Origin of the sequence: Flavobacterium sp., assembly GCF_027483985.1 — a bacterium.
GTDB lineage: Bacteria > Bacteroidota > Bacteroidia > Flavobacteriales > Flavobacteriaceae > Flavobacterium.
In genome coordinates this window covers 38,280-52,077 of record NZ_JAIXTJ010000056.1, presented here as the reverse complement: position 1 = coordinate 52,077, position 13,798 = coordinate 38,280, and the positions used below count along the sequence as shown (strand labels likewise).

17 protein-coding genes are annotated in these 13,798 nt (G+C 31.8%); 5 read left to right on the top strand and 12 right to left on the bottom strand.

Annotated elements, in window-relative coordinates:
* Positions 1 to 8: 8 nt before the first annotated feature.
* Positions 9 to 839 (top strand): ribose-phosphate diphosphokinase, encoded by an 831-nt coding sequence (gene prs / locus Q0050_RS14130; protein ID WP_298397246.1) that lies wholly within the window; start codon positions 9 to 11, stop codon positions 837 to 839.
* A 23-nt stretch (positions 840 to 862) separates the two neighbouring features.
* Positions 863 to 2,311: a nicotinate phosphoribosyltransferase gene (locus Q0050_RS14125; protein WP_298397243.1), complete on the top strand. Its 1,449-nt coding sequence runs from the start codon at positions 863 to 865 to the stop codon at positions 2,309 to 2,311.
* Between the two features lie 37 nt (positions 2,312 to 2,348).
* On the opposite strand, the gene nadD is transcribed toward Q0050_RS14125, so the two are convergent.
* The 6 genes from nadD to Q0050_RS14095 form a co-directional block, all read right to left on the bottom strand.
* Positions 2,349 to 2,930: a nicotinate (nicotinamide) nucleotide adenylyltransferase gene (gene nadD / locus Q0050_RS14120; protein WP_298397240.1), complete on the bottom strand. Its 582-nt coding sequence runs from the start codon at positions 2,928 to 2,930 to the stop codon at positions 2,349 to 2,351.
* 93 nt (positions 2,931 to 3,023) lie between these two features.
* On the bottom strand, positions 3,024 to 3,593 hold the full coding sequence (gmk, locus tag Q0050_RS14115; RefSeq protein ID WP_298397238.1) for a guanylate kinase: 570 nt from the start codon (positions 3,591 to 3,593) through the stop codon (positions 3,024 to 3,026).
* 141 nt (positions 3,594 to 3,734) lie between these two features.
* On the bottom strand, positions 3,735 to 4,100 hold the full coding sequence (locus tag Q0050_RS14110; RefSeq protein ID WP_298397235.1) for a four helix bundle protein: 366 nt from the start codon (positions 4,098 to 4,100) through the stop codon (positions 3,735 to 3,737).
* 52 nt (positions 4,101 to 4,152) lie between these two features.
* On the bottom strand, positions 4,153 to 5,013 hold the full coding sequence (locus Q0050_RS14105) for a YicC/YloC family endoribonuclease (RefSeq protein ID WP_298397231.1): 861 nt from the start codon (positions 5,011 to 5,013) through the stop codon (positions 4,153 to 4,155).
* Positions 5,014 to 5,097: 84 nt separating this feature from the next.
* Complete coding sequence (locus tag Q0050_RS14100) at positions 5,098 to 5,991, bottom strand: DMT family transporter (protein ID WP_298397229.1); 894 nt, start codon at positions 5,989 to 5,991, stop codon at positions 5,098 to 5,100.
* Positions 5,984 to 6,343 carry an arsenate reductase family protein gene (locus tag Q0050_RS14095; RefSeq protein WP_298397226.1) on the bottom strand — a complete coding sequence of 120 codons (360 nt, stop codon included), beginning with the start codon at positions 6,341 to 6,343 and terminating at the stop codon, positions 5,984 to 5,986. The genes Q0050_RS14100 and Q0050_RS14095 overlap by 8 nt, the downstream gene beginning before the upstream one ends.
* A 162-nt stretch (positions 6,344 to 6,505) precedes the next feature.
* Between Q0050_RS14095 and Q0050_RS14090 the strand changes: the two genes are divergently transcribed.
* Both Q0050_RS14090 and Q0050_RS14085 read left to right on the top strand, forming a co-directional pair.
* Positions 6,506 to 6,943, top strand: coding sequence for a thioesterase family protein (locus Q0050_RS14090; protein WP_298397223.1), 438 nt, complete (start codon positions 6,506 to 6,508; stop codon positions 6,941 to 6,943).
* Between the two features lie 4 nt (positions 6,944 to 6,947).
* Positions 6,948 to 7,403: a DinB family protein gene (locus Q0050_RS14085; protein ID WP_298397219.1), complete on the top strand. Its 456-nt coding sequence runs from the start codon at positions 6,948 to 6,950 to the stop codon at positions 7,401 to 7,403.
* 62 nt (positions 7,404 to 7,465) lie between these two features.
* Here Q0050_RS14085 and Q0050_RS14080 read toward each other — a convergent pair whose 3' ends face one another.
* The 5 genes from Q0050_RS14080 to Q0050_RS14060 all read right to left on the bottom strand — a co-directional run bounded on the left by Q0050_RS14080 (position 7,466) and on the right by Q0050_RS14060 (position 11,481).
* Positions 7,466 to 8,260 (bottom strand): YoaK family protein, encoded by a 795-nt coding sequence (locus Q0050_RS14080; protein WP_298397216.1) that lies wholly within the window; start codon positions 8,258 to 8,260, stop codon positions 7,466 to 7,468.
* A gap of 2 nt (positions 8,261 to 8,262) precedes the next feature.
* Positions 8,263 to 8,721 (bottom strand): hypothetical protein, encoded by a 459-nt coding sequence (locus Q0050_RS14075; RefSeq protein ID WP_298397213.1) that lies wholly within the window; start codon positions 8,719 to 8,721, stop codon positions 8,263 to 8,265.
* 11 nt (positions 8,722 to 8,732) lie between these two features.
* A complete protein-coding gene (locus tag Q0050_RS14070; RefSeq protein ID WP_298397210.1) occupies positions 8,733 to 9,227 on the bottom strand; it encodes a hypothetical protein in 495 nt (164 codons plus the stop codon).
* Positions 9,228 to 9,392: 165 nt separating this feature from the next.
* Positions 9,393 to 10,760, bottom strand: coding sequence for an ATP-binding protein (locus tag Q0050_RS14065; protein ID WP_298397206.1), 1,368 nt, complete (start codon positions 10,758 to 10,760; stop codon positions 9,393 to 9,395).
* Between the two features lie 16 nt (positions 10,761 to 10,776).
* Positions 10,777 to 11,481: a response regulator transcription factor gene (locus tag Q0050_RS14060; RefSeq protein WP_298397203.1), complete on the bottom strand. Its 705-nt coding sequence runs from the start codon at positions 11,479 to 11,481 to the stop codon at positions 10,777 to 10,779.
* A gap of 210 nt (positions 11,482 to 11,691) precedes the next feature.
* On the opposite strand from Q0050_RS14060, the gene Q0050_RS14055 reads away from it, so the two are divergent.
* Positions 11,692 to 12,837: a cystathionine gamma-synthase gene (locus Q0050_RS14055; RefSeq protein WP_298397200.1), complete on the top strand. Its 1,146-nt coding sequence runs from the start codon at positions 11,692 to 11,694 to the stop codon at positions 12,835 to 12,837.
* Positions 12,838 to 12,907: 70 nt separating this feature from the next.
* Here Q0050_RS14055 and Q0050_RS14050 read toward each other — a convergent pair whose 3' ends face one another.
* Positions 12,908 to 13,696 (bottom strand): glutamate dehydrogenase, encoded by a 789-nt coding sequence (locus Q0050_RS14050; protein ID WP_298397198.1) that lies wholly within the window; start codon positions 13,694 to 13,696, stop codon positions 12,908 to 12,910.
* Positions 13,697 to 13,798: the final 102 nt, after the last annotated feature.

Sequence of the window (13,798 nt, the reverse complement as noted above, 5' to 3'; positions counted from 1 at the left end):
AAAAAACTATGATACTTAATTTAGATAAAAATTTCAAACCATTTGCATCAGAACAAGAGATAGCATTTCAAAGTTTTACATTTTCTGGAGGCGAACCACATATTAAAATAGATTCTAATTTTGATGTAAATCAAGAAGTTACAATTACTCATCGATTAAATTCGTTTAATGATTTCGGACTTTTGATTTTGGCGGTTGATGCTTTAAAACGAATGAATGTAAAAGTAATTAATGCTTTTATTCCGTATTTTCCCGCAGCACGACAAGATAGATTGATGATTGCAGGCGAACCACTTTCGGTAAAAGTTTATGCAGATATTATTAATTCGTTGCAATTAAATAAAGTAACCGTTTTCGATCCTCATAGCGAAGTTACACCTGCGTTGTTGAACAATGTTGAGGTAATTTACAATTATGAATTTATTTCAAAGGTTCTAAAAGTCATTGGACAAAACATCAAATTAATTTCTCCTGATGGTGGCGCATTGAAAAAAATCTATAAAGTTTCAGAATATATTGGCGGAATTGATGTAGTTGAATGTAGTAAAAGTCGCGATGTAAAAACCGGAAAATTATCAGGATTTAAAGTCTATGACGACGATTTAAAAGGAATGGATTGCCTGATTGTAGATGACATTTGTGATGGCGGCGGAACATTTATTGGCTTAGCCGAAGAATTAAAAAACAAAAACGCCGGAAAATTATATTTAGCAGTAAGCCACGGAATTTTCAACAAAGGATTTAACGAAATGAATACCATTTTCGAACGAATATTTACCACAAATTCTTTCAAGGATTTTGATGAGGCGAAGGTTGAAATGATTAAAATTGAGTTGTAGAACACACTATAAAATAAAATAATATGAACCCACTATTATTAACCGATGGTTACAAAGTTGACCACAGACGCCAATATCCAGACAATACAACATTAGTTTATTCAAACTGGACACCAAGAAAATCAAGAATTGAAGGTGTAGAAGAAGTTGTGTTCTTCGGATTGCAATATTTCCTAAAAAAATACATTATTCACGATTTTGAAGAACATTTTTTCAAACGCCCAAAAGCTGAAGTTGTAGCCAAATATTCGAGAAGAATCAATAATTATTTGGGAGAAAATCTTGTCGGCACAAAACACATTGAAGATTTACACGATTTAGGATACATTCCGATGGTTTTCAAAGCTTTGCCAGAAGGCGTTTCGGTTCCAATTCGTGTTCCAATGTTTACAATGTACAATACCAAACCTGAGTTTTTTTGGTTGACCAATTATTTCGAAACCTTACTTTCTGCTGTAATTTGGTTGCCTTGTAATTCGGCCACAATTGCCAAACAATATCGTAAAGTTTTAGATAAATACGCTTCAGAAACTTCTTCTGTACCTGAATTTGTAAACTGGCAAGGACACGATTTTTCGATGCGAGGAATGGGCGGAATTGAAGCAGCAGTAACATCCGCAGCCGGACATTTATTGAGTTTTACAGGAACAGATACGATTCCGGCAATAGAATTTTTTGAAGATTACTATGATGCCAATTCCGATACAGAATTAATTGGCGGATCAGTTGCCGCAACAGAACATTCGGTTATGTGTATGGGAACAACCGAAGGCGAATATGAAACTTTCAAACGATTAATAACCGAGGTTTATCCAAAAGGAATCGTTTCTATAGTTTCTGATACTTGGGATTTGTGGAAAGTACTAACCGATTATTTACCAAGATTAAAAAACGAAATTATAGCTCGCGAAGGCAAAGTCGTAGTTCGTCCTGATAGTGGCGATCCAGTAGAAATTATCTGCGGAAATCCAAATGGAAAAACAATCGAAGAACAAAAAGGCGTTGTAGAATTACTTTGGGATGTTTTTGGAGGAAGCGCCAATGCAAAAGGTTATAAAGAATTAATTCCGCAAATTGGTGCGATTTATGGCGATAGCATTACCGTAGAAAGAGCTACGCAAATTTGTGAAAGATTAAAAATTAAAGGTTTTGCATCAACAAATATTGTGTTAGGAATTGGTTCGTTTACTTATCAATACAACACACGCGACACGTTCGGATTTGCAATGAAAGCAACTTATGGCGAAGTAAATGGTGAAGGAAGAGCCATTTTTAAAGATCCGATTACCGATGATGGAACTAAGAAATCAGCCAAAGGTTTGATGAAAATCGAACTCGAAAACGGAATTTATAAACTTATTGACGAAGTTTCTTGGGAAGCAGAACAACAAGGCGAATTGAAAGAAGTTTTTAGAGATGGAAAATTATTAATTGAACATTCATTATCTGAAATAAGAAGCCGAATACTTTAAAATTAAAGCCGAATTCAAATCAATGGGTTCGGCTTTTTTATTTCCTATAAAAATTATTTTCATCAACATACTGCCAAACTTTTTCGGGCAATAACGGACGAATATTTTTTTTATTTTTAATGCTTTCGCGTATGAAAGTGGAAGAAAGTTCGATAACTGGCGCGCCAACTCGATGAATTTTATTGTGATTTACAAATTGCTCATCAATTTCACCTGAATTTAGTCTTGGATAGACATAAATAGCGTGATTTTGTAAAATGTATTCGTAGTTTTTCCATTTGTGAAGCGAATTCAAATTGTCTTCACCCATAATCAAACAAAATTCGTGTTGCGGAAATTTATCATTTAAATGCGCCAAAGTGTTCACCGTATAATTAGGCTGAGGTAATTTAAATTCTATATCAGAAGGTTTAATTTTGGGATAATCGTCGGTGGCCAAATTCACTAAATGCAAGCGTTGGTAATCATCCAAAAGAGTATTCTTTTGTTTGTGCGGATTATGTGGCGTTACAACCATCCAAATTTGATCCAAATCAGAATGTTCTGCCATATGATTAGCAATAATTAAATGTCCAACGTGAATTGGGTTGAAGGTTCCGAAATATAATCCTATTTTCATTTTTATCGGTACAGACGCAATTTATTGCGTCTAATATTTTTATAAATTATTCGTGTGTAATAATTTAAGACGCGATTAATCGCGTTTACAAATTTATTTATTTATAAATTCTTTCACCAATTCATACGCATCTTGCTTTGCCACATCCAAATCATAATTCTTGATAATCGTGTCAAATTGTGGCGCTGTTGCTAATTCAACGTGAGCTTTTGCGATGCGCATATTGATTTTCTCGTCGCTTTCGGTAGAACGTTCTTTTAATCTTCTTTTTAGTTCGTCAACACTTGGTGGTTTTACGAAAACAGCTAATGTTTCTTGAGGAAATTTGTGTTTGATTCGCAATCCACCAGAAACATCAATATCGAAAATTACGTTTTTGCCTTTTGCCCAAATGCGTTCGACTTCGCTTTTTAAAGTTCCGTAGTAATTGTTGGTGTACACTTCTTCCCATTCAACAAACTCTTCAGCTTTGATGTGTTTTTTAAACTCTTCCCAAGTGATAAAATAGTAATCTTTTCCGTCTACTTCTTCACCTCGAGGTTCGCGTGTTGCACAAGATATTGAAAACTCTAAATTTAAATCTTCTTGCGCCAATAAATGCCTTACTATAGTGGTTTTTCCCGAACCTGATGGCGCTGAGAATACGAGTAGTTTTCCTTTCATTTTAGTGAATAGTGATTAGTGAATAGTGATTAGTGAATAGTGATTAGTGAATAGTGATTAGTGAATAGTAATTAGTGAATAGTGATTAGTGAATAGTAATTAGTGAATAGTAATTAGTGAATAGTGATTAGTAAATAGTGATTAGTTTTTGAAGCTTCTTGAAAATGCATTTATCATTTTACTTTCTTCCTCTATTAAAGCCATTATCTCATCATATAATTTTAAATCAATAATAAAACCTAATTCTTTTGCAATTATTAGTTGTGTTTCTAATTCGTTTAAAGAACCTCTTGAAATATCAAGAAAATGACTAAATGATTTGTCTGTATTTCTACCATATCCTTCACTAATATTTGATGGAATTGAAACTGAAGCGCGTTTAATTTGAGAAGTTAATGCGTATAATTCTTCTTGTGGAAATGATTTTACTAATTGATAAACTCTAACAACTAATATTATACCTTTTTGCCAAATTATCAAATCTTTATAACTATTTATATTACCCATTATTAACAATTTGCAAATACTAATTACTATTAACTAATCACTCTTCACTTAATTAGAGGACATTCAAAACTTGTTCCTTAATCTTCTCCAATTCATCTTTCATCATCACCACCAATTTCTGCATTTCAGAATGGTTAGATTTTGAACCCATTGTGTTGATTTCTCTTCCCATTTCTTGAGTAATAAAACCCAATTTTCTTCCGTTGGCTTCAGTTCCAGCAAGGGTTTCTATGAAATAATTCAGGTGATTTTCCAGACGAACTTTCTCTTCTGTAATGTCGTATTTTTCAAGATAAAATATCAATTCTTGTTCAAAACGATTTTCGTCAACAGTGACTTTAATTTCGTCTATAGCAGTTCGTAATCTTGTTTTAATGGTATCAATACGTTCTTTATCAAACGAAACAGCTTGGTTCATTAATGATAAAATATTTCCGATTCGAGATTTAAACTCTTTTTCTAAAGAAGCGCCTTCGTCTTTACGAAATTGCGCCATATTTTCTAACGCTTGGTCAATGACTTTTTGGATTTCTTTCCATTCGTTTTCGTCAATTTCGTCACGTTCTGTTTTAAGAGCATCAGGCATTCTTACTGCCATTTTCATCAATTCAGTTTCATCAGCATTGGGTATCACTGCTTTCATTTGATTGATATAACCTTTAACAATTGGCACATTTATTTTAGAAGTAGTTTCTTCACCTGTCACTTCGATATATAAAGAAAAATCGATTTTTCCGCGTTCTAATCGTTGTGAAATTTGGTTGCGCAAACCCAATTCCATCTCACGAAAAACAGAAGGCATTCTTGTGTTTAAATCTAATCCTTTACTGTTTAGTGATTTTATTTCGACGGTAATTTTTTTGGTCGGTAATTGCAAAGTGGCTTTTCCGAAACCAGTCATTGATTGTATCATTCTTGTTTTTTATAGACTTCAAATATACTAAAAGTAATTAGTAATTAGTGAATAGTAATTAGCTTAAAAATGGCTAATTACCAATTACTTTTCACTAATCACTCGTTTTTGGGTAACCAAATAAACTCCAGTAAATATTAAAACAGCAGAAAGTAATTTTACTAAACTCAAATCATCTTTGCCTAAACCTACTGCGAAAATAGTGGCAAATAGTGGTTGCAAATAAATAAATACAGCAACCGTTGTTGGTTTCAACTCGCGCATCGAAATTAGATTCAGTAAATAAGTAAAGAATGTTGAAAAAACTACAACAAATCCGATTTTCCAGAGGATATCCGTTGGAAGATTTACAAAATCTATTGCATTAAATTCGTTCCATCCAAAAGGTAAAACCATTAAAAATCCGAAAGTGTAAATCCATTTTACAAAGGTAAATGCGTTGTATTTATCCATTAATTTTTTTACAATTATTAGATAAAAACCATAGGAAACAGCATTAATAAAAACCAATAAATTTCCTAAAGTCGCATTGGGCGCATTGACCATTGATTTTCCGTAGAGAATTAGCGTGATTGTTCCTGCTAATCCTAAAATTAATCCGAAAACTTTGCGTTTCAGCATTCGTTCTTTCATAATTATTGCTGATAAAACCAGTACAATCATTGGAGTTGTAACCATTAAAACAGCACCCATTATTGGTGAAGTATAGCTCAATCCTTTAAAAAAGGTTAGCATATTTAAGGCGACTCCAAACAAAGCTGCTGCTACAATTCTAGGAAAATCTTCCTTAGCTATTTTTTCTTTCGGACCAAAAAAGGATACCAACCAAAATAACAACATCGAACCACCAACACGCATAGTTATGAATCCGAATGGTTCTACATATTTAGGCATAACATCTTTAGCAATAGTAAAAGTTACACCATAAATAATAGAAACTATAGTAGCGGCAAGTAGTGCCCAAGTTCTTTTAGACATTTTCTAAGGCTTTCATTACTTGCAAAATGTTTTGTTGCGTGTTTCCGATATAAATTTTGTCTTGAATAATAAAAACCGGACGACTTATAAAAGTATAATGTTCTAAGATGTATTTTTTAAAATCGTCTTCTGTTAAGTTTTTATTCTTTAAATCCATCGATTTATACAATTGCGCTTTTTTACTAAACAAAGCTTCGTAACTTCCAGAAAGTGAATGCATATATTCTAATTCTTCAACCGTAATTGGATCTTGTTTTATATCGTGATAAACTAAATCGGCTGATTTTGGTAATGATTTTATGATTTTTCTGCACGTATCGCAAGAAGCTAAATAGTATATAGTATCTTTCATAGATTTTCTTTTTGCAAAAGTAAGATTTTGAATTCATTTCAAAGATTTTAACCATTAAGATATTTTATAAAATTATGTTTTACAATTTTTATTGATGAACTTAACTTTCTTAATGGTTTAAAAAATAAAAAACTCGCTATTTTTGTATAAAAATTTAATTCAATGACAACATTTACTAAAGAAATACACATTCGATGGGCTGATTTAGACCCAAATTTTCACGTGCGTCACAGCGCTTATTATGATTTTGGTGCGCAGCATCGTGTTGAAATTCTAGAACAGTTAGGAATGACTGTTAGAGTGATGCAAGAACAACATTTTGGTCCGATATTGTTTCGTGAGGAATGTGTTTTTAGAAAAGAAATGCGAATGAATCAACAGGTTTTTATTTCTACTAAAGTTGGAAAAGTGAAAGAAGACGCTTCTCGATGGACGTTAATTCACGAATTTAAAAATGATAAAGACGAACTTCTTGCTACTATTACTGTTGATGGTGCTTGGATGGATACCAAACTCAGGAAAATTGCTAATCCAACGCCGCAAATTGCAATTGATGTAATGAATATGATGCCAAAATCAGACGATTTCACGCAATTGTAAAATTATGGAAACAGCTTTTGGAATAACCGAAACCAGCAGAAAAGTACTTTTAGGTTTTTTAGAAAACTATTCGTTAGAAGAACTAAATAAAATTCCTGAAGGGTTCAATAATAACCTTATTTGGAATATTGGTCACATAATAGTTGTTCAGCAATTATTGGTCTATAAATTGAGTGGATTGCCAATTTTGGTTTCTCAAGAAATGATTGAAAAATATCAAAAAGGAACTAAACCCGAACATAACATTACTGAAGAAGAAGTTGACGAAATTAAGGTTTTATTGTTTTCAACAGTAGAAAAAACAAAACAAGATTTTGCAGATGATCTATTTCAGAATTATCGCGAATTTACATCAATGTCAGGTTTTACAATGAAATCAGCTGCCAATGCTATCGAGTTTAATAATTATCACGAGGCAATACATACTGGTGTTATGATGCAAATTAGAAAGTTTCTCTAAAAAAAAATTCCCAAACAGCAACCAATAAACTGTTTGGGAATCAACCTAACATAAACTATATTTTAAGATGCAATTGATTTTTCTTTGTCAATTTGCCCGTATCTTTTAACGTTTTCTAAGTTAATTTTTAAATATTTTCTTTGATGTAAAAAGCGTTTTATTCGAAGTTTGGACAGATCATAGATAATGATAACAACCAAAACAAAACTCACTAAATAGAACATTTTAAAACCTAAATAAACATAGGTAAAGCCTGCTAATATTGCTCCTGTAATATAAGAGATTGTAATTGCCAAAAGTAGTTTGGCTTTACCAACAAGTGCTTCATTATTTCGGTATTCTTTTTTGGTAAACATTGAAAAAAGTATTCCTAAATCGGTTGTTGTTCCGGTTAAATGGGTTGTTTTTACCGAAAAATTAGAAATACTGGCAGTTAATCCGTTTTGTAATCCCATTGCAAATAACATTACAGCAAGCAGATATTCTGTTTCAACTAAGGTTTCGGAATAAAAATAATCGCCATAAACACCTACAAAAAGCAAACATAGAATTTCTAAAATTAAAGGAATGGCGTGCGCTAAGTAAGAATTTTTCTGATTGATGTGAATCACAAACATATTTGACGTAAAACTTCCAAAAAAGAATAGAAAAATCCACGAAAACACTACCGCTACTTGATAAAGATTTCCTTTAACAATTTCGGCTGCTAGAATAGCATAATGTCCTGTAATATTCGACGAAAATGCGAAGAATAGCAGCAATGAACCAATGTTCACCATTCCGGCAGAGAAAGCCGAAAGTGTTCCTAGTTTAATGTTGTCTGCTAGTGATCTACTATTACTATATTTTCTAAGCATTTTTATAATTTTTCAAATGTTAATCGTGCAATTCCGCGCGTATGCGTGTCAGAATCAAAATTTAGAACTAATTTATTTTCTGAAAGTTCAGTTAAATTATAATGTTCACAATTTGATTTATCATATTTGATTTCGAGTATATTACCTCTTCCTTTGATAGACCAATTAACTTCTTTAGAGTGATTTTTACCTTTTAAAATTAATGTTCCATCGGGTTTAAAAATCCAACTTTCGGCTTTATGAATAATTAAGTTTTCTCCAACAACATCTTTAACAAAATGTGATACCGAATTAAAATCACTTTTGGTAGTGTCATTTTTATCTACTTTTTCATATTCCCAAACGGATTCTTTCCATTGACCTTGAATTGTTTTTTCTGGATTATTAGAATTACTTAGTAATAGAATGAAAAGAGCAATTCCAGCTCCAAAAAAACCTATGTATCGCATCCAGATTTTCATAGCCTTTTAAATTATCCCAATGATATTTGATTAAATACTTCGGCAACTTTTCCTTTTTCAGGTGTTGACAAAGAAAGAACGGTATCAATAGTAATTACCTTAGCCATTGATTTTGCAATAAATCGCGATAAATCAAAGCTTTTCTTGTTAGTTAATTCGAGTTTTTTATCTGAAACATAAATTTCCACAACTCGATTTCCTTCTAAAAAATTATTAAATGCCGAAAGATTATAACCTGAAAATAAATCGACTCTTAAAGAACTGATTTGGGAATCGTATTTATTTTTGATCACCTCACAAGCTTCTTCAAACTCGGCAGTGCTGAGGTTTTCAATTTGTTGTAGTTTAGATGAAAACAATAAATCTCTAATGGAATCATTCAAACTTAATCCGTGAAGTAAAATAATATCAAGCGTGGTATTAGAGGCATTGTTGCTCAAAACTGATTTCAAAACATTTAAGGATTGAACCGTAAAATCTGTTGGTATTACTATTGTCTTTCTCATAACTTCTATATTGTTTTTGTTACAATACAAAGTTATTTGCATAAGATTAGAGCCATCTTAACTTGAGATTAGAATGTTATTAAAATCAAGGCTTTGAGATTAAAATGATATTAGAATTGCTTAATTAAAAGTTAAGAAACCAAATTTGGTGTTAATTTCCTGATTTTAAAGTTTTAAAACCGGTAAAGTTATCTGCACAACCGTTCCTTGATTTTCGGTAGAATTTACCATAATTTTACCATTGTGCATCCTGATGATATTTCTAGTTAACGGAAGCCCAATGCCATAACCTTCATAATTTTTGGTATTAGAAGCTCTAAAAAACGGATCATAAATATATTTTAGTTCGTTGTCAGGAATACCAATACCACTGTCTTTGGTGATGATATAAACAAAATCGTCTGAAGCACCAATGGAAACGGTTACAGTCTCAAAATTAGAATACTTACAAGCATTACTAATAATGTTACTAAAAGCCAAGTGAAGCAGTTGAATGTTGCCGTTTACTTTAAGTTTCATAGGATTTTCAGGTAAAAGTTCCATATCAAATAGGATCTTATTTTTGGAATTCATACTTTCAAGATTTTCTTTGACATCCCATAAAAGTTGATCGATTCTAACTTTTTCAAATTTTTGGATTTTACCGTTAAATCCTGTTTGAGCTAAGAATAATAATGCTTTGGTTTTGTTGTCTAATTTTTCGGCTTCTTGTAAAATAATTTTTAAAGTATCGATATAATCTTCTTGACTTCTTGGTTTACTTAGTGTTACATCGGCTTCACCAATTATCGCCGTTAAAGGTGTTCTTAGTTCGTGCGATGCATTACTAATAAAGTTGTTTTGGGTTTCAAATGAAGTTTCAATTCGGTCCAACATATCATTAAATGTGCTCGATAGTTGGTTTAATTCTTCATTTTTATTTTGGTCATTCAATCTAAGATATAGATTTTCAGAACTAATTTCTTTGGCTTGTTCAATAATTGCAACGATAGGTTTAAATATGTTTTTGGAGTAGTAGTAGGCCAAATACCAAAGTAATATTGAAGCACATAGAATTGCAAATAAAAGCGTATTGATTAAGTTTTTAGCTTGATTGATTTCAAAATAATTTTCGGCAACGGTAATCACAATAAAATTTCCAGATTTAGACTTGAATTTTATTCCTTTATATAAATATTTTTTTGTGATAAATTCGGAGTTTCCTTCTTTTAAAACTTCGTTAAAGAATTGTTCACTAAGTCCAATTTTTTTAGCCTCGGTTACAACATTCAAATTAGAATTAATCGGAATAAAATAATCTTTTTCGTGTGGTAGCTTGTCAGCTGTTTTATTTACTGAAAATGTGGTTTTGGTTGGAATTTTTTCACCTTCAAATTTTTCTTTCGCAACTTTGTTTGCACGTGCTTCAAGGAGTTTAAATAAATAGTTTTCAGAATAATTAGAAACCGAAAAATAAATGAACAAACTAAACAAGAAAATTACAATAAGAAACGGAATTAAATACAACAAAAAAGTTCTAGAAGGTGTTTTCATTTGCATCTTATTTTTTTTAGTTTTCTTTCAAAACATAGCCCATTCCAATTACGGTATGAATAATTTTATCCTCTGTTTTTGCATCAATTTTTTTTCTCAAATAATTGACATATACGTCTACAACATTGGTTCCTAAATCATAATTTACACCCCAAACATTTTCTAATATCTCTTGTCTTGACAGCACTTTGTTTTTGTTTTTTACAAAAAATAGTAAAAGTTTAAATTCTGTTGAGGTCAAGGATATCTCATCATTTAGTCGGGTTACCGTTTTGGTGTAATCGTTAATTACTACATCAGCAAAGGTGAACGTATTTTTGTTATCACTATGTTGTTGATCTGATTTAGATGATTTTCCGTCAATTCTTCTAATAAGGTTTTTAATTCTTGCAACAAGTTCAATGAATTTAAATGGTTTTACCAAATAATCATCAGCGCCATTTTCTAATCCGAGAACAATATTTTCGGGTGTTCCGAGCGCTGTTAAAAAAAGAACAGGAACGTTTTGATTTTCTTGTCTGATTGCTTTACAAACTTCTAAACCATTCATTTCAGGCAACATAATGTCTAGAATAATTAAGTCATATGAATTTTCTAATGCTAATTTGAGTCCTGTCATACCGTCAAAGGCAACACTAACTTCAAATCCTTCTTCAGAAAGTCCTTTTTTTATAAAAGAAACAACCGGTGCTTCATCTTCAACTAGAAGTATTTTTTTCATTTAATATAGAGATGTATTTTCAAATGATATTAGCATAAACTTAAATTTTATGATTCATTTGACAGTGCAAATTAAAAAAAATCATCCTAAGTTACTACCTTTGTAACCTAATTTTAACGTAAAAGGAGTTCTCAAAGACATCAGTTTTTTAAAGCAATTGGTGCTATTTGATGATTTAATTGATTTTCAATAAAAATAAATTCAAAACAAATGAAATTTAATACTAAAGTTATACACGGCGGACAACACCACGACCCAAGTACTGGAGCAGTAATGCCACCAGTTTATCAAACATCAACTTTTGTTCAGAACAGTCCTGGACAACCAGTAAATCCTGACTATGAATATTCTCGTGCTGCAAATCCAACACGTTCAGCATTAGAAAATGCTTTGGCTAGTATCGAAAATGGCGCACGCGGATTAGCGTTTTCATCAGGATTGGCAGCAACTGATTGTTTGCTAAGAATGTTTAAAGCAGGAGATGAAATCATTGCAATGGATGATTTATATGGCGGAACATATAGATTGTTTACAAGATTATATAAAGATTCTGGAATAAAATTCCATTTTGTTGATATGAATGATTTAGAGAAATTTCAATCATTAATCAACGAAAACACAAAATTAGTTTGGGTTGAAACACCAACTAATCCTTTAATGAAATTGGCAGATATTGCTGAAATTGCAAAAATCACAAAAGAGAAAAATATTCTTTTTGCAGTTGATAATACTTTTGCAACACCATACTTACAAAAGCCATTAGATTTAGGTGCTGATATTGTAATGCATTCAGCTACTAAATATCTTGGAGGACATTCTGATGTTATTGCTGGTGCATTGATTATTAAAGACGCAGCTCTTGGTGAAGAATTGCATTTTAAACAGTTCGCAACAGGCGCAACACTCGGGCCAATGGATAGTTTCTTGGTTTTGAGAGGTATTAAAACATTGCATTTAAGAGTGCAAAGACATTGTGAAAACGGAATGAAAGTTGCAGAATTTTTAGCAAATCATCCGTCGGTAGCGCAAGTTTATTATCCTGGTTTACCAACGCATCCATTTTATGAAATTGCCAAAAAACAAATGAATGGCTTTGGCGGAATGGTTTCATTTACTTTCAAATCAGGTTTAAAAGCAGATGCTATTAAGTTTTTAGAAAATTTAAAAGTGTTTACTCTTGCTGAATCTCTTGGTGGAGTGGAAAGTTTGGCAAATCATCCGGCTTTAATGACGCACGCATCTATTCCTGAAGACAAACGTTTAGAAATTGGCATTACAGATGATTTAGTGCGATTGAGTACAGGTGTTGAGGATATTGAAGACTTACTTGCTGATTTAACACAAGCATTAAAATAAAAAATGATTAAAACTAAAAAACCCGATTCAATTATTTGAATCGGGTTTTTTATTGAATTTTTATTATAGATTAATTTAAATAGTAGATATAACCAAAATTTAACCACACATTCCAATCATTTGCTCTGTTTTCAGTATAAACTCGCGGATCTGGATTTAAACCATCAACCCAATTCGAAAAATAGTATTGAAATCTTAAGTCTACCATTAAATCAGATAGTTCGTTAAGTTTGTATCTTGTACCGACGCTTGTTACTACAGACCAAGTCGTTCCACCTTTAACATCAAATGCATCGATATATTTAATTGGAGTAACGGTTGGTAATTGTCCTAAACCATCACCTAATTCAGAATAAGCTGTTGGTTTATAGAAACTAAACTGTCCGCCAAGGCTAATAAAAGGAGCCCAACTTCCATCAGTAGCAGCAAAGTCTCTAATACTAAATGGGAAAAATTCTAACTGCATTCCAATATTGGTTACAGCAGTACTACCTCTCATCGCTCTTAATTGTCTTGCAGTCAAAGATGTTTTTTTATCGTCTACCCATTGACCAAAATGTTGAAGATTGGTTTTGTTGTAAGATAATTCACTTCTTAATTTAAAGTGATCATTGAAATAAGTTTCAGGAGTATAGCAATTACACTCTGCTTTATAAGAAAAATTCAAATAGTGAATTAAACCTATACCAAAGCCTGTATTTCCAGAATTTGTAGAGAAATCGTTTCGTTCTCCATAGTCAGATTGAAAGGCTACAGGTCCCATAATTGCACCAATTTCGTGGGAGAAACCAAACTGAGCAATTGCTTTGTTGGATATACCAGACAACAGCAATAAAGTGACAATAAAATACTTGGTCATTTTCATACAGATTAATTCAATTCTTGACAAATATATAAAAACATCATACACTAATAAAATAAAATAAAAAAATACTTGTATATGTACGAAAAAAAGCAGAAA